The following is a 16,470-nucleotide window of genomic DNA, read 5'->3' on the forward strand; positions in this document are numbered from 1 at the left end:
GTTTCTAATCAATTAAAAATGAGAAATTATATCCATATAACACTATTGCTTTTTATAATAAGCAGTACTGTATTTGGCCAATCGCCGGACTGGTCAGTCAATGAAAATAAATTTCAGTACACCATGTCGTTTGAAGGTTTCATAAACGCTGATGGAAAAGACTTAACAAACAGCAACGATAAAGTGGCTGCTTTCGTTAATGGAGAATGCCGCGGAATCGCCAGCCCGATTTATGTGCCAAGTGAAAAAAAATACATGGTATATTTAACCGTTTTTTCGAATACCGATAATGAAGTTGTTAGTTTCAGGATCTATGATTCAGCAAACAATGTTGTTAAAAATGTAGAAAAAACAAAAGTATTTGAAAACAACAAGCATTACGGAGATTTGTTTCAGGCGTATAGTTTTGCAAGTCCTGCATTGCAAAATACAACTGAAATTACAAATTTTAGCATTAAAGATTTAAAGACCACTAAAATTATTAATGGTTCGCTAATAACACTTTATGCTGCTAAAGGAACTAATGTTACAGCATTGAATGCCTTATTTGAATTAAGTGCAGGAGCCAGATTATTTATCGGGACAAACAATAAAATTTCAGGATCAAATAGTATCGATTTTACTAATCCGGTAAAGTTTCAGGTACTTTCAGAAGATCAGTCAGTTTTAAAAGAATGGACTGTTACGGTCAAATTAGGGAGTGCCGTATTTTATAAAAAAGATGCGGTATGTTACGTCGGCGGAATTATAAAAGTCTTATACGATGAGAATGAAGCCATAGCTGATTTGACAAAAGGCAATGTTAAAATTGCGACTCAGAATGTTCAAAATGGACAGGCAGTTTTTAATAACCTGGAAGCTGGAAAATATACTGTTAGTATAGGCGGTACAACAAAAGAAATAGTAATAAATCAAAAATATTAATAATGAAAATTAAGCAATACTATATTTTAGCATTCGTCATGTTTTTGTTTTTGGCTTGTTCAGATTATGAAGAAAGGAATATTTATGCTACAAGCATTTCTTTTGTTCACGCTGACGGTTCAAAATTATCAGAAAATGAATGTATCAGTCCGAATGTAAAATACGGAATAAAAATTGAAACTAATTTTAGTGATATAAACAGGCCTTTTAGAGTAGATTATTCTGTAAACGGAGTGGTATATGCAATGACTTTTACAGAAAATACTTCTCTGGTCAATCCGATTACTCTTATCAATGGTAATAATGCTGCACAAATAGTAGGAACTGACCATAAAGCAGTTCTTAAATATGTTGAACAGGGAGATTTTGAACTGGTTGAATAAAATGATAAAGTTTTTATTAACTATAGAAAGTGAAAGGGGCATGATCGGTTCCTAAATTTTCGAAAACCTGCTTTACGTTCTCAGGAAAGTTAAGGCTACTATCACGTATTTTGTTGCTTTCCGCAACAGTCCCCAACAAAGAGGTTATCCAAAAAGTAAAAATTCTGAACTTTTGGATAGCCTCTTTTTACATAATAAATGAAATTTTTAAGAAAGGTTTTAAATTTAAAAATTACCATTCTTATTGGACGATTTATCTTGTAAAGCTGTAATAAGGATTTTTTAAATTGATATTTTTTTCAGATGACAACGAGATTGAATTAAACATGGTTTTTATTTAACACGAATTGGTTTTCTCTATAAAATTAATTCACTAAATTTAAGTAAGGCAGCCACAATGTTAATTTTTAACATGCCTGCCTCATTTAAATATACCTTTTAAATCAATTTTTATAATACAAAAATTATCAATTCTAAAACATAATCCATGAGTAAAATAGTTGCAGAACAATTAGTCGAAATGTTGGTAGAAGCCGGAGTAAAACGTGTATATGCAGTAACTGGTGACAGTTTAAATTATTTTAATGATGCCATACGAAGGGACGGCAGGATAAAATGGATTCATGTCCGCCATGAAGAAGTTGGAGCTTATGCCGCTGCGGCTGAAGCAGAACTTGATGGTTTTGCGGTCTGTGCAGGAAGCTGCGGTCCTGGCCATGTGCATTTAATCAATGGTTTGTATGATGCCCACCGCTCTCATATTCCGTTACTTGCTATTGCTTCGACCATCAACACCAGCGAAATGGGAATGGATTATTTTCAGGAAACCAATACAATCAAGCTTTTTGATGATTGCAGTTGTTATAACCAAATGATCATGACCGCCGAACAGGCTCCCCGAATTATACAAACTGCTATACAACATGCATTAGGTAAAAAAGGCGTTGCTGTTATTGGTTTGCCTGGTGATGTTTCAGAGTTGGAAGCAGTACAAAGCAATGTATCTACCCAGTATTTTTATTGCAATCCTGTTATCAGGCCTTCAGATTCTGAATTACAATTATTAGCACAAACAATTAATGAAAGCTCCAAACTAACTTTATTTTGCGGGATTGGAGCCGAAAAAGCACATGATCAGATTGTCGAATTATCAAAACACATTAAAGCTCCTGTCGGATATTCATTCCGCGGAAAAATGAGCATCCAGCCTGATAATCCAAATGAAATTGGAATGACAGGTCTGTTAGGGCAGCCTTCAGCCTATCACAGCATGCACGAATCCGATCTTGTATTGTTGTTGGGAACTGATTTTCCTTACGATAAATTTATGCCTGTTGACAATAAAATTATACAGATAGATACAAGTTCTGAACGTTTGGGAAGACGTGCCAATCTCTATATGGGCTTGTGTGGTGATGTTTCAGATACTATTGAAGCCCTGTTGCCGTTGGTCGAAACAAAAACAGACGATAGTTTTTTACAAGCTCAGCTAAAACTGTACAGCACAGTAAAAGAAAATATGAATACTTACATTGCTGATAATGGGGGAGAAGATAATATTCAGCCCGAATATGTAGCACATATTATTGATAAATTGGCAGATCAAAATGCTATTTTTACAGTAGATACAGGAATGACATGTGTTTGGGGAGCACGTTTTATTAAAGGTACGGGAGAGCGCAAAATGCTCGGTTCTTTTAACCATGGCTCTATGGCAAATGCAATGCCTATGGCTATTGGAGCTGCCTTGTCGCAACCTGAAAAACAAGTTATTGCAATGTGCGGAGACGGAGGTTTATCTATGCTCATGGGAGATTTAGCAACGGTTAATCAATATAAAATACCCATCAAAATCATTGTGTTTAATAATCGGGCTTTAGGTATGGTAAAGCTTGAAATGGAAGTTATTGGATTGCCTGATAACGAAACGGATATGATAAATCCGGATTTTGGAATGATTGCTCAGGCAATGGGATTTCAAGGAGTAAACGTTCATAGACCGGAAGAGGTTGAAGGTGCTATCAAAGATGCATTTCTTCATGATGGCCCAGTTTTACTAAATATTTTTACTAATCCAAATTCACTTGCTATGCCGCCAAAAGTCGAATGGAAACAAGTGCTGGGAATGGCAAAATCAATGACAAGATTAATGCTTGGAGGCAAAATGGAGGAAGTCGTGGATACTATTAAATCAAATTATAAACATTTGAAAGAAGGTTTGTAATTTGATTTAAATTTAACCAATGAGGCCTATTACTGCTAGATGAGTTGTGTGGTGGAATCCAAATAGGAGTTAACTATCTGGGGGATTATATAATTTCCTGCTGTGACTTTACCTTGGAGAAACAAGAAAGTTTCTGATAGTGATGCCTTTACTGACAACAAAACTTTTTTGTTTGTTTTCCAATGATTAAACACTTTTAATTGTTGATTTATCCTCAACTATTAGGATTCTTGCAACAAAGGTGTTTTGGAAATTAGATTCATTATTTTTTCAGCAGTTATAGGTTTTCTGATATAAATTGTTTCAGAAGAATTTTGCTTTCAAATATAAATAGGTTTTAGAAATTAGTTTAATGAAACTTTTAAGATGTTCTTATGGATATAGATCCACAGTGTAACTATATAGAAAACACTGTGGACTAAAACTCTTTTAAGCAGATCTGCAAAAAAATAATCTAAGATGCTATCTAATTTCAGAATGCCTGATTTCTCCCCCTGTTGTACCTGTTTGCTGACCAAAGTATAAAACTGCCAGACAGTACACCAGTATAGTTAAAGCAATATAATTGGCATACGATTTCTTTTTCCAATTACTCCATAAAGCAGCTGCAGAACCTATGCCTAACAAATAAGATAATAAAGCAAATACCTCTGCTTTTTCTTCATGTTCATGGATTAAATTTTTCGAAATTCCCTCCATGTGTTCTATTGCTTCCTCGGCGCCGTCCCCTGTTGCTATTGCTGCAAAAGCAGCCAGTGCCCCTAATATAAAAATACAATAAGCCGTTCTTTTTACAATTTCAGATTTTACTATAAATCCGCCAATAAGAACCAGCAGACCTACAATAGGTATAATAATAGGTAAGTGGTTTAATACCAGATGATAATGTGCTCCGTTCATAATGTTTTGTTTTAAATGGTTAATTTTTTATTCTTCTTTATTCTTCATTTTCATCAGCAGCGTATATGCTCCATTGACTACTATTTTTTTGTCTTTAAATTGCTCCGGATTTAAAATTTCTAAATAGCCGTTTTCTTTTGACCCAACCTTAACTTCTTTCATTTCATATTGTTGTTTTGCAATTTCTATAAAGATGTAGTCTTTACTTTCAAAATTCACAATACTTAATTCAGGCAATGCATTGGCTAAACCCGATGTTGTTTCTATTTCTGCATTCATGTACATACCCGGTAAAAGGTATTTGTCATACTTTTCAAAATGGCAGTGTACCTCTGTATTACCGTTAGAGTTGATGTCTTTGTTGATTAAGATAATGTTACATTCGTACTTTTTATGGGGTGCTGCATTACTGTAAGCAATTACTTTTTGGCCCACAGCAAGCTGTGCAATATTGGTATCATAGACATTGAGGTTCAAATGAATGTCGCTTGGATCTATAAGTTCAAACATTACTTCGCCTGGTGCAATATATTTGCCTATATTGATATTCACTTTGCTGACAAAACCATTTATAGTGCTTATAATGCTTATGCTCTTGGAAATTTTACCGGCTGATAGAGTATTCGGATTTATATTGATCAACCTGAGTTTTTCCGCCAATGCATTTACTGTTATGCGAAGGCTGCTTGCTTCGGATTCTGCTGCTTGTGTTATTTTATCGCTGCTGGCTTTAGTCTGATTGAGGTCTTTCTGGCGGGCAAATTCTAATTCTGCAAAATGCAGTTTGGATTTTGCCATGAGATAATCCTGCTGTAGCTGAACATATTGCTGATCCTGTAACATAGCTATTATTTCGCCTTTTTTCACAGGCATTCCCGGTAAAAGTTTACTGTTTATTAAATATCCTCCAAGAGGGGCGTTTACAGATACTAAATTTTGTGGTGGCACATCTATTTTTCCATTCAGTTTTATAACCGTAGCAATATTTTTCTGTGTTAATTGGGCAGTTTTAATAGTTGCATTTTTGAATTGCGCATCAGTTAGTATTACACTATTTTCGTTCACAGGTTTTTCTGATGCAATCTGTTCTTCGGTCGTGTTTTTGCATGCATTTAGTATAAAAAGCATACTTATGAACAAGGATATATTTTTCATTTAATTATTAATTTGACGTGATAAAATTTAGTTCGATACTACTCTCGTTTAGCGCTCTTACTGCTTCTAAATAATTGCTTTGTATGTTAAGGGACTGATTGATTACCATTACAAAATCCAGGAAATTAATTTCTCCGTTACTAAATTGTTTGTTCGCTGTTTCTTTAATCAGCGTGGCGTTTTTTATTCCTGTATCTTCAAAATACTGTGTTATTTCGGTATTGCTTTTATAACTGGCCATTAATTGTTTATATCGATTCTGTAAAAGCTGCAATTGCATTTGATATTCATTTTCTGCAATGCTTTCTCCAATCTTAGAAGCTTGTATTTTGGCACTCTGGCTTCCTGCAAAAAGGGGGATTCCCAATCCGGCCTGTACCGAGCTAAAGCGGTTACTTCCGTCATAGAAGTTATTATCAGGTCCCATACCTTTAAAACTATTGTTAAAGTAGCCTATCGTAAGATCCGGCAGGTATTTTGACTTTTCTAATTGTGTTTGTGCTGTAGCATTATTTTTTTGCTGCTGCGAGAGTTTTAAAAGGATATTATTCTCAATTCCATTATTCATGGGAGCAAGAGGATATTTATAGCTTTTTTCTAAAGGAACAAGAGGCATTTCTGAGTTCAAAAGAACCTGAAGCTCTAATAACGTAGTCTGCATCTCTTGTTGCACCTGCATTAATTGTATTTCAATGGCAGCCCGCTGGTTTTCGGCAGTGGTTTTTTCCAGAATGTTGCTTTCTCCTTTTTGTAATCGAAGGTTTGCTTTGGCATAAAAATCCTTGAAAAGGGTATCTGCTTGTTGTAAAAGTTTTTCTTTTTCTTTATAATACAAGAACGTATAAAAAACTTGTGTTACGGCCTTTTTAATTTCCTGCTCTTTTAATGAAGTGTTTAATGCCGAAGTTTTCCACTGTTCGGATAAAAGCTGCTTTTGTTTTTTATATATCGTAGGAAATGCAATAGTCTGCGAAATGCCAAATCGGGTATCATTATAAGTACTGTTTATTTGTCCGGCTTCGGCTAAAACGTTTGTTTTAGGAATGTCATTTCCTGATTTAATAAGCGCTTGCGTGTAAGCTGTTCTAAGCTTTTCATTTTTTATATTATTGTTTTTCTCTGCTGCTATTTTTAATGCCGTTTCGAGACTAATTTTTTCCTGTGCGTTTACAGCTGAAAAAACAGAAAAGAAAACCAATGCAAATGCTGTCTTTTGAGTTAAACTTTTTACTTTAAAACCTTTTTCAAACAAGATATAGAGGAGGGGCAATACAAATAAGGTCAAAAAGGTAGCGACAAGCAATCCGCCTATTACAACCGTTGCCAGCGGGCGTTGTACCTCGGCACCTGCACCGTTGCTTAAAGCCATTGGCAGAAACCCCAACGAAGCTACAAAAGCAGTCATTAATACAGGACGAAGTCTTGATTTTGTTCCTATCAGAACAATTTGGGCGAGATTTTTCATTCCGTTATTTTTTAGCCTGTTAAATTCAGCTATCAATACAATTCCGTTTAAAACGGCTACTCCAAACAAAGCAATAAAACCCACACCAGCACTAATACTGAAAGGCATACCGCGCAGTGCCAGGAAGAATATTCCTCCAATTGCCGATAACGGAATTGCGGTATAAATAAGCAGCCCGTGTTTGACCGAATTGAACGCAAAAAAGAGTAAAATAAAGATAAGGACCAGCGAAACAGGAACCGCAATCATAAGGCGGTTTTTGGCCTGATTTAAATTCTCGAATGCCCCGCCGTAAGTAACATAATAACCGGCAGGCAGTTTTAGTTCCTTGTCTACTTTGGCCTGTAATTCATTTACGATACTCTGCACATCCCTGCCTTTTACGTTAAACCCCGTAACAATCCTGCGTTTTGTGTCCTCACGCTGTATTTGGTTGGGACCATTTTTAATTTCGACAGCAGCAAGTTGCGATAAAGGAATCTGACTTCCGTCTGATAATGGAATAAGCAGATTTCGAATGTCTTCGATATCTTTTCTTTCGTTGGTGTTCAGCCGCACCACCAGATCAAACCTTTTTTCCTGTTCAAATACTAAGCCGGTGCTTTGTCCTGCAAAAGCTGTATTGATTACTTTGTTAATATCAGCTATTGATAAATGATGCTGGGCAATTGCAGGCCGGTTATACGATATAATTACTTGCGGCATACCCGCTACGGGTTCTATGAATAAATTGGCCGTTCCCTCTACCTTGCTGATAATTTTGCCTAGTTTGTCTGCTGTGACCGCTAATGTATCCAGATTTTCTCCAAATATTTTAAGTACAACATCTTGTCGCGCTCCTGTCATGAGTTCGTTAAAACGCATTTGTACCGGGAATTGAAATCCTGTTGTAATTCCGGGAACATCTTCGAGTGCTTTGCTCATCTTGGCAGATAATTCATTAAAAGTTTTAGCAGACGTCCATTCTTTTTTATCTTTTAAAATCACCATCATATCGCTGGCTTCCATTGGCATTGGATCTGTAGGGACTTCGCCGCTGCCTATTTTAGTTACCACTTTTAATACTTCCGGAAACTGGCTCTTGAGTATATGAGCCGCTTTCTGGGTACTTTCTATAGTTGTATTTAAATTACTGCCTGTAAGTACCCTTGTGTCTACTGCAAAATCTCCTTCTTCAAGAGCCGGTATAAATTCGCCTCCTAAAGAGAAAAGTGTTATAACAGCCAAGATAAAAAGCAGTAACACAGAACCCAATACGACTTTAGGAAAACGAAGGATCCTTTTTAGTGTATTTTGATAAGTGTTTTCAAGGCGTTTCATTATCCTGTCTGATAAATTTTCCTCATGTTTTGTTTTTCTGCTTAGAAAAAAAGCACTCATCATCGGAATATACGTCAGAGATAGTATAAAGGCACCCAGCAGGGCAAAAGCGACTGTTTGTGCCATGGGTTTAAACATTTTACCTTCGATACCCTGCAAGGTAAAAATGGGCAAGTAAACAATCAGGATGATAATCTGCCCAAATACGGCACTGTTCATCATTTTACTGGCTGAACTTGTAACTGTTTTATCCATTTGTGAAGGAGAAAGTGAAGCCTGCTCTTTATATTTAGTAGTACTGGAAAGGTGATGCATGACCGCTTCAACGATTATTACGGCACCATCTACAATCAGTCCAAAATCAAGTGCGCCGAGACTCATTAAATTGCCGCTTACGCCAAATAGATTCATCATGCAGATGGCAAAGAGCATGGCAAGCGGAATGACAGATGCGACCAGTAAGCCTGCCCTGAAGTTTCCCAGAAACATAACCAATACAAATACCACAATCAGGGCACCTTCAATTAAATTTTTTTCGACTGTGCCAATAGCATTATTGACCATTTTTGTCCGATCCAGAAAAGATTCAATTTCAATTCCCTCAGGAAGTGTTTTTTGTATTTGGTCAATTTTCTCTTTTACATTTTTAATCACCTGACTGCTGTTGGCTCCTTTAAGCATCATGACAATCGCTCCCGAAACTTCGCCTTCATCATTATAGCACATAGCGCCGTAACGGGTAGCAAAACCGGTTTTTACCTGAGCTACATCTCTTATAAACAAAGGAGTACTACTGTTTTTATTTGGAATAGCTATATTTTCTATATCGGTCGTGTTTCCAATAAGTCCCTCACTACGGATATAAAGTACAGTTGGGCCTTTTTCTATATAAGAACCGCCTGTATTTTGATTGTTATCCTGCACCGCCGCAAAAACATCATTTATTGTAATACCGTATGCATTTAGCTTATCAGGACTAATACTGATTTCATATTGCTTTAGCTTACCGCCAAAACTACTCACTTCGGCAACTCCCTTTACTCCCAAAAGCTGCCGTCTTACGATCCAGTCCTGAATCGTTCTTAATTCGGTTACACTAAATTTTTGTTCATATCCTTTTTTGGGTTTTACCACATATTGGTATATTTCACCAAGTCCTGTGGATATTGGTCCGAGTGTAGGAGTACCAATGCCCTGCGGAATCTCATTCTGCACCTGCTGCAGGCGCTCTGCAACCTGCTGTCTGGCCCAGTACACATCAATATCATCATCAAAGACGATTGTTACCAGTGATAATCCAAATCTGGAAAAGCTCCGAATCTCTTTCATTCCTGAGATATTACTATTGGCCTGTTCTATAGGAAAAGTGATCAAACGTTCAATATCAGTCGCACCGAATGAGGGTGCTATGGTTATAACCTGCACCTGGTTGTTAGTGATATCCGGAACAGCATCAATAGGCAGGCGGGTAGCTTCATACGAGCCATAGCCAATCAGGGCAATGATAAATAGCCCTACGATGAGTTTATTCCTTACGGAAAACTCAATTATTTTAGTAAGCATAAGTTTTTTTGTTAATCGTAATTATAAAAAATAGAAAATATGAAAGCACACGCACAACCATGTATGCGGGAATTTATAAACTATAATAAAAAAGATTAACAGTTTTTGGGTGGCTGCCAGATGGAGGAAATAGAAAGCGAAGAATAGGAAAACGAATATGTGTATAAATTTTCCTTTTTATATTTGAAATTAACTTTCTGTATTGCTTTATATTCTTGTGTTAAGGGATAAAATACAAAAGAGTTGATACTGGTGTACGATTTAAAAGGAAGTTTCATGTCTTTATCATAATCAGCGTCAAATATATCTTCCCCCTGATAGTGAATGCATAAAAATTGAAAAACACTTAAATTAGGATTCAACTCTTTATGCTCCATATAGTGTTCTATCATTACAGGCAGTTTTACCAGTTCAATTAACGGAGTTACTGACATCAGGTAAAAGGATAAAAATAATATGGATATGTATTTTTTCACATATCAAATATAGCAAATTTAAGCATACAAAACGCTCTAAGTATTTGTTTAAAAGTGTTATAAATAATTAACCGGACTGAACCTGCTGCTTCATTTTCTTTAAGTTATTATATTCCAAATTAATATTATTGCGACGAATACTTTCGCTTCTTTATAGATTATATCAATATTTTTTTTTAAAGGAAAATCTACAGTCTGATGTGACCGTGAAATAGTTTCGTCCAGAAATAAGTGATCTATTACCATCTGCCTTAGGCTTTTGTCCTGTTTTTTTTCAGCGTTAAAAGGTTTATTTTTCTGAACCGAGAAGACCGTGATTTTGTCTTTTTCATTAAAGCCAGATTTCGAGGCTTTGTCGCATCTTCCAATAATCTTGATTTGAAATGGATCCTTGATCCCTTTGCTTAAGTTTAGAGTAAAAAAAATCCCGAAATATTGCTTTCGATGATTCAATTGCAAAAATCCGCCTTTTATTTAACTAATGAAAAATGTTTTTGATCTTTAAGTGTAAGCTTTGGTAAAACTTTTGGAACGAAAAAAAAGTATGAAGTACAAATCAATCTGTGGATGATTATTACAATGTTTTAACATGTCTATTTTAATTGTTTCTCCGTCTTTTTTTCACATCTATTCTTTTCAGATTTATACGGAAGCGTTTATAAAATATATAACGAAATAGTCTTAATGCTTTTATTTCGGTCTCTCATGGATAAAAATTCCGTATTCATGACTTTTTTTTAATTTGAACTATGGAGTACTAGTAATTTTATTGAAGAAATGAGATAAGATGCTTACGCCAATTTGCTTCAGAATCACTTTCCTAAACAAGAAGTAACTAACCTGAAAAGGAATCAAAAAACATAACAAAATGGAAAATTCAAACGGTGTACAACAGCAATCATGCCCTTATCAGGCTCAACAAGCAGCTGCCGCAGTGACAACAGCGAAACCAGCAGTAATTCCAGACATTACAACTCCGCTTGTATCAACAACGAATCAGCCGCCAGTTATTGGTACTTCTAATCTGGGACTTTTAAATAGTTTTATTGGTACCTGGAATAGTCCTGTGGGAGCAAATGCTACAGGTTACAATGTTTTTTAGTGCAGGATATCATGCCTATAAATCGCATTAATTTAGGTGATGTACAAAGATAAATTAGAAAACCATCACAGCTTGTTCCAAACACAGACTGCAAAATTTTTATTGTAGGAGAAACATATTCAAACGATCAGGCTTGGCTAGAAGGTGCATTTTGTACTGCCGAATCTGTTCTGAATGATTTCTTTAGTATTGAACCTATTATTGACGAAAAATACTATCCATTATCAGTCCTGAGTAATCTATTTTAACTAAAAACAAATGAAAACAAAAAAACTATTTACATTTTCTACTTCGGTAACAAAGGAGAATATTAAAGACGTAATGCAACAGGCAATTGCGTTGGAGCTGGCGACTATTCCAACGTATTTATCTACCTATTATTCCATAAACAGAGCCCAGGATCAGGATAAGCTGTATGCTAAACTTCATGCACAGCTTTCACAATCGGGAGTACGCACAGCTGCCGAAATCGACGAACTGGCACAAGAACTGAAGGTTGATATATTAGTTTATTCTAATAAATCGGCAGCCTTAATTATGAGTGTTGTTATCGAAGAAATGCTGCATCTGGCACTTTCATGTAACGTGAAACAAGCAGTTTGCCAGACAGCCCCTGATTTGATGGGAATTGGAAAAGTATTATCTTTTCCAACGCAATTAGACGGACATATTCCTGAATTTCAAATTAATGCAGCAAAATTGTCATTGAAGCAACTGACTACATTTTTACAAATTGAAAGCCCTGAACCGTTTAAAGATCCTTATGCAAATGAACAATTATTGGATACGGTTGAATATCAAACGATAGGACGTTTGTATCAAATGATTATCCAATGTATCAAAGATGATTTTCCGGGGCCTTATGATTACAGGCCTCAATTACTCCCTCCAGATAACCCAAATCGTCCAAGACCGTATTATTCTCAAAATTCAATGAATACGGTTCATTATGACAGGGAACACAATCCGCAATTTGCCAATACTGATGATAGTGAAGGACTTGTTGGCGTACACGACGCTCACTCGGCAATTGAAGCTATAGAGCGCATCATTGATCAGGGAGAAGGAAAAAGTAAATACAAGCAGCATACCTTAATTTGGGGCGAAAATAAAATGCCGGTACCAATGGATATTGTTGATGGCGAAGTAGTTTTTTGGGAAGGTGATTATGATGACTCCGGAAAAGAACCAGCTCATTTTGCCAAATTTCTTGAAGCCTATACGCTTGGCGGACATTATCAGCAAAAGTTTCGCAGCATTCAGGGCTTAGATGATTTCTTCAGCTATTTTGTATATGACACTGATGCTAATCCTAAAACAGCCGATTACAAAGCTTCTGGGAATCAAGTATTGTCATTATGTTCAGAATTAGGAAATGCAGTTTTTGCTTATATACTCTTAATGATTGAAGCTTGTTATTATAAAGATGAAAGTACACAATATGATTTATTCATTTTTGGTATTCATAAATCAATGATCTGGCTTTTGAGCGGTGTGGGTAACCAAATCAATCAATACACTTATACTAAAGGCAATCAGGCTTATAAAGGCGCTTTAACATTTGAACCTTTTTCGTTTGAGCAAAGTTTCCTAAGACCAAAAGCACAAATCATGAATCTGGTAGATCAATTGGCGAAAGCCGATCCTGTTAATTGGGGCTGGGCTATAAAAAGCGAAAACTATTTCCCGTCTTTACCAGACGTAGGATTGGATTATAGCATTGAAGCCGATATGCCTAAAGTATCAGGTACACCTTATAGACATCATCATTAATATAAAAATATACAACATGTCAGAATTAGTAACAAAAGAACTTCATGTATGCATGGGGCTTAATTCATGCAAAAATGCGGGATATTCAGGAAATAATGATTGTGCAGGTCAAGGCGATTGCTCAACAGCAGTTGGTCATCCCTGCCATACCTTAAACGCTTGTAAAGGGCAGGGAGGCTGCGGAATTTTTGGAACCACAGAAGAACTTTGCCATCCTGGCGAAAATGATTGTCGTTATCAGGGCAGCTGCGGTGTGCCTATTTTGTCTTCTCGTTTTATGGCGCAGGGGCCTAATAAAGGACTTAGTGTCTGGCAATTGGCAAGAATACGTTTTGAAGAAAAAAGAAAAGAAAACGGAGAATCCTTTGGTGAAGCTCCGCAGCAATACGGTCCAAGCGATGAATACGTAAATTCTATTCGCGGAACCTCAGGCGTAGATTATTCTTCTTGCGGACAAAGCGGTTCTAGATCTTGTTCGTACATCAACAATCCTGCGGACAGAAAAATTGCGGCAGCTGAAAGAGTTTTGAAGATGGAGGAAGAAAGTGCTAAAAAATTACCGGAGAGTCTTTCAAATTGTCAACCCAAAAATAATGGACACTAGACTTGGATTACCCAATTTAGGATTGGGATTAGGACTCAGAAGCCAGCATTTTGAACATATTCTGAAAAAGAACCCTGCCGTAGATTGGTTTGAGGTAATTTCTGAGAATTTTATGGATTCGCATGGACGTTCGAGATATATTTTACAACAAATAGCAGAAAAATATCCCGTGGTCATGCACGGGGTATCGCTTTCTATAGGGAGTACTGATGCCTTAAATTTTGATTATCTAAAGAGTTTAAAACAACTGGCAGCTGAAGTAAAACCTGCCTGGGTTAGCGATCACTTATGCTGGACAGGAGTTTTAACAACTAATTCGCACGATTTGCTTCCGCTTCCTCTAAACGAAGATTCATTAAAACATGTTTGTAACCGAATCAGAAAAGTTCAGGATTATTTAGAACGACCGCTGATTGTAGAAAATCCAAGTACTTACGCAACTTTCAATAATTCGACACTTCCGGAATGGGAGTTTTTGCGAATTATGACCGAAGAAACAGGTTGTGGATTGCTCCTGGATGTAAACAATGTATATGTATCTTCTTTTAATAATGATTTTGATCCTGTAGCATACATTAACGGAATTCCACACAATAAAATAGTGCAGATGCATTTGGCCGGACATCAAAATTGTGGCAATTACATTATTGATACACACGATAGAGAAGTAAATAATCAGGTTTGGAAATTATTTCAACAAGCTTATCAATTAGCAGATCAGGCATCAGTTTTGTTAGAGTGGGATGGTAATATTCCGGCTTTTGATGTGTACTATTCTGAGTTACTGAAATCAAAGCAATATATGGATGCAGCATTTGTTGGGGTTGAAAAAGAAGTTTTTTATATTGATAAAGAACAGGTTTCAAACCCATTGAATTTATTTGCTGTAAACAATTTTTAATAGATTTTAAGATGCAGAAAACGGTAAAAATACCATTAAAAGACTTTCAGCAATGGATGCAGCAGCTTTTGCTCGATCCTTATCAGCAAACAGGAGTGAACCCTGATGATTTGCTTTCGAATGCAGAAAATGCAGCTTCAATTGAAGATGTAATTTGTCATTCAGAAAAACTTTCGGCTCAGGAACATTTAGCTATTTACCAGCGAAGTTATATTGCACGATTACGAAATTGTATGTCACAGCAGTTTAGTGCATTGGAATATGCTTTAGGAGAAGCGATTTTTTGTGCTTTTGCTGATGACTATCTTGCTTCAAACCCCTCAAATAATTACAACTTATCTTTTTTAGGAGCCCATTTTGCGGACTATCTGGAAAATAACAGACCTGACGCAAATGAAAATATAAAAGAAGAATGGATTGATTTTATGATTGAACTTGCGCGATTTGAATATGCTATTGGTGTTCTTTTTGATGAAAAAGCGGAAGAAAACTACCAATTAGCAACAATCGATACCCCAGAAGATGAATTAAAATTGTTACCTGTATTTGCCTTATTTAAGTTTCAGTTTCCTGTTCGAAAGTACTATTCTGAATTCAAAAATGACAAAAATCCCAACCTTCCTCTTCAAAATGAAAGTTATTGTGTGGTTTTACGACACAAATTTAAACTGTCCATTTACGATTTGCATAAAGAGCAATATGAATTTCTGAGTTTTTTAAAAGACAATAAGAATATGACTGAAACAAAAGAATGGTTTAAGAATCATTATAAAGAGAATACAGTCCAATTCGAACAGGTATGGGGCAGTTGGAAAGAACGATGGCTAGATGCTCATTTTTTTAGAATGTAACGAGATTTTTTATCTCCAGAAATCTAATTTATACAAACAAACTCTTAATTTTCATTACGTTCATTCTTCGAATTAAACAATCAATAATTCTTACTTTTTTGTTGCTATTTAGAGTTTTTAATTCTAAATAGTCGGCAAAATGTTAGTTTTATTGATATATCATATATATTTGTTGACTTAAACTCAAAGAGGATTAAATCATTAAAAACAAATATCAAAATTGACGAAACTTACTACAAAGAGTTGTTTTATTCTTTGTATCCACGGCTTGTAAGTTATAGTTTTGGTTTAGTAAAAGATATTTTTATTGCTGAAGAAGTGGTCGAAAATGTGATGTTGCAGCTTTGGGAAAATCGTTTAAAGTTTGAAAAAGTAAACGATGTCAAATCGTATCTGTATACCATAGTCAAAAACGGTTCTGTTGCCGCTCTTAAAAAACAGCAAAAAAGCATCCACCTCGATGAAACATTTTCAGATGAACCATCAGAATTTGATTTTAATATCCTGCAGGAAGAAGTATATTCAGTTTTAATAGAAGCTTTGAATGCATTGCCTGAAAAATGCAAAGAAGTTTTTGAGTTATCCTGTTTAGAAGGAATGAAATACAAAGATATCGCCGAACAACTTGATATCTCTGTTAATACAGTTAAATCACAACGTGCCCGGGCCATCGAATTATTAAAAGTAAAACTGAAAAATCATTCAGAACTTTTATTTATTTTATTATTTCTTTAAAAATTTTTAAAAATCTTTCCACCCATTTTTGGTGTTTCGTACTCTTAGTTATATAACATTTACTTAAACTGTTAATAACCGATACTTAATATTA

General features: G+C 35.7%; 13 protein-coding genes. 9 read left to right on the forward strand and 4 right to left on the reverse strand.

Translation table 11 applies throughout. The annotated features are described in order from the left end of the window. Positions 1-18 precede the first annotated feature (18 nt). The 3 genes from OZP09_RS00665 to OZP09_RS00675 all read left to right on the forward strand — a co-directional run bounded on the left by OZP09_RS00665 (position 19) and on the right by OZP09_RS00675 (position 3,531). Entirely contained in the window at positions 19-924 is a 906-nt protein-coding gene (locus OZP09_RS00665; protein ID WP_281310103.1) for an SGBP N-terminal domain-containing protein, read from the forward strand. Between the two features lie 2 nt (positions 925-926). Then, complete coding sequence (locus OZP09_RS00670) at positions 927-1,307, forward strand: hypothetical protein (protein ID WP_269235997.1); 381 nt, start codon at positions 927-929, stop codon at positions 1,305-1,307. A gap of 487 nt (positions 1,308-1,794) precedes the next feature. Next, positions 1,795-3,531, forward strand: a complete 1,737-nt coding sequence (locus tag OZP09_RS00675; RefSeq protein ID WP_269235998.1) for a thiamine pyrophosphate-dependent enzyme — start codon at positions 1,795-1,797, stop codon at positions 3,529-3,531. Positions 3,532-3,993: 462 nt separating this feature from the next. Here the strand turns inward: OZP09_RS00675 and OZP09_RS00680 are convergent, their stop codons facing one another. The 4 genes from OZP09_RS00680 to OZP09_RS00695 all read right to left on the reverse strand — a co-directional run bounded on the left by OZP09_RS00680 (position 3,994) and on the right by OZP09_RS00695 (position 10,326). Next, on the reverse strand, positions 3,994-4,431 hold the full coding sequence (locus OZP09_RS00680; RefSeq protein ID WP_269235999.1) for a hypothetical protein: 438 nt from the start codon (positions 4,429-4,431) through the stop codon (positions 3,994-3,996). A gap of 27 nt (positions 4,432-4,458) precedes the next feature. Beyond that, a complete protein-coding gene (locus OZP09_RS00685) occupies positions 4,459-5,586 on the reverse strand; it encodes an efflux RND transporter periplasmic adaptor subunit (protein ID WP_269236000.1) in 1,128 nt (375 codons plus the stop codon). Positions 5,587-5,593: 7 nt separating this feature from the next. After that, positions 5,594-9,934 carry a CusA/CzcA family heavy metal efflux RND transporter gene (locus tag OZP09_RS00690; protein WP_269236001.1) on the reverse strand — a complete coding sequence of 1,447 codons (4,341 nt, stop codon included), beginning with the start codon at positions 9,932-9,934 and terminating at the stop codon, positions 5,594-5,596. Positions 9,935-10,029: 95 nt separating this feature from the next. Beyond that, positions 10,030-10,326: a hypothetical protein gene (locus tag OZP09_RS00695; protein ID WP_269236002.1), complete on the reverse strand. Its 297-nt coding sequence runs from the start codon at positions 10,324-10,326 to the stop codon at positions 10,030-10,032. A gap of 952 nt (positions 10,327-11,278) precedes the next feature. Between OZP09_RS00695 and OZP09_RS00700 the strand changes: the two genes are divergently transcribed. From OZP09_RS00700 to OZP09_RS00725, 6 genes are all read left to right on the forward strand, one after another. After that, complete coding sequence (locus tag OZP09_RS00700; RefSeq protein ID WP_269236003.1) at positions 11,279-11,512, forward strand: hypothetical protein; 234 nt, start codon at positions 11,279-11,281, stop codon at positions 11,510-11,512. A 258-nt stretch (positions 11,513-11,770) separates the two neighbouring features. After that, positions 11,771-13,285 carry a ferritin-like domain-containing protein gene (locus tag OZP09_RS00705; protein ID WP_269236004.1) on the forward strand — a complete coding sequence of 505 codons (1,515 nt, stop codon included), beginning with the start codon at positions 11,771-11,773 and terminating at the stop codon, positions 13,283-13,285. 16 nt (positions 13,286-13,301) lie between these two features. Beyond that, positions 13,302-13,889: a hypothetical protein gene (locus tag OZP09_RS00710; protein WP_269236005.1), complete on the forward strand. Its 588-nt coding sequence runs from the start codon at positions 13,302-13,304 to the stop codon at positions 13,887-13,889. After that, complete coding sequence (gene bufB, locus OZP09_RS00715; RefSeq protein WP_269236006.1) at positions 13,879-14,790, forward strand: MNIO family bufferin maturase; 912 nt, start codon at positions 13,879-13,881, stop codon at positions 14,788-14,790. Before OZP09_RS00710 ends, bufB begins: the two co-directional genes overlap by 11 nt. Positions 14,791-14,801: 11 nt before the next feature. Next, positions 14,802-15,641, forward strand: coding sequence for an HvfC/BufC N-terminal domain-containing protein (locus tag OZP09_RS00720; protein WP_269236007.1), 840 nt, complete (start codon positions 14,802-14,804; stop codon positions 15,639-15,641). Positions 15,642-15,884: 243 nt separating this feature from the next. Next, positions 15,885-16,376 carry an RNA polymerase sigma-70 factor gene (locus OZP09_RS00725; RefSeq protein ID WP_281310104.1) on the forward strand — a complete coding sequence of 164 codons (492 nt, stop codon included), beginning with the start codon at positions 15,885-15,887 and terminating at the stop codon, positions 16,374-16,376. Positions 16,377-16,470 lie beyond the last annotated feature (94 nt).

Origin of the sequence: Flavobacterium flavigenum (genome assembly GCF_027111255.2) — a bacterium.
GTDB classification, from domain to species: Bacteria; Bacteroidota; Bacteroidia; order Flavobacteriales; family Flavobacteriaceae; genus Flavobacterium; species Flavobacterium flavigenum.

What these genes read in the sequence shown, in the direction of transcription:
- OZP09_RS00710 (WP_269236005.1), top strand. Translation starts at nt 13,302, where the DNA reads ATGTCAGAATTAGTAACAAAAGAACTTCATGTATGCATGGGGCTTAAT.
- bufB (WP_269236006.1), top strand. Translation starts at nt 13,879, where the DNA reads ATGGACACTAGACTTGGATTACCCAATTTAGGATTGGGATTAGGACTC.
- OZP09_RS00705 (WP_269236004.1), top strand. Translation starts at nt 11,771, where the DNA reads ATGAAAACAAAAAAACTATTTACATTTTCTACTTCGGTAACAAAGGAG.
- OZP09_RS00680 (WP_269235999.1), bottom strand. Translation starts at nt 4,431, where the DNA reads ATGAACGGAGCACATTATCATCTGGTATTAAACCACTTACCTATTATT.
- OZP09_RS00670 (WP_269235997.1), top strand. Translation starts at nt 927, where the DNA reads ATGAAAATTAAGCAATACTATATTTTAGCATTCGTCATGTTTTTGTTT.
- OZP09_RS00700 (WP_269236003.1), top strand. Translation starts at nt 11,279, where the DNA reads ATGGAAAATTCAAACGGTGTACAACAGCAATCATGCCCTTATCAGGCT.
- OZP09_RS00665 (WP_281310103.1), top strand. Translation starts at nt 19, where the DNA reads ATGAGAAATTATATCCATATAACACTATTGCTTTTTATAATAAGCAGT.
- OZP09_RS00685 (WP_269236000.1), bottom strand. Translation starts at nt 5,586, where the DNA reads ATGAAAAATATATCCTTGTTCATAAGTATGCTTTTTATACTAAATGCA.
- OZP09_RS00690 (WP_269236001.1), bottom strand. Translation starts at nt 9,934, where the DNA reads ATGCTTACTAAAATAATTGAGTTTTCCGTAAGGAATAAACTCATCGTA.
- OZP09_RS00695 (WP_269236002.1), bottom strand. Translation starts at nt 10,326, where the DNA reads ATGATAGAACACTATATGGAGCATAAAGAGTTGAATCCTAATTTAAGT.
- OZP09_RS00720 (WP_269236007.1), top strand. Translation starts at nt 14,802, where the DNA reads ATGCAGAAAACGGTAAAAATACCATTAAAAGACTTTCAGCAATGGATG.
- OZP09_RS00675 (WP_269235998.1), top strand. Translation starts at nt 1,795, where the DNA reads ATGAGTAAAATAGTTGCAGAACAATTAGTCGAAATGTTGGTAGAAGCC.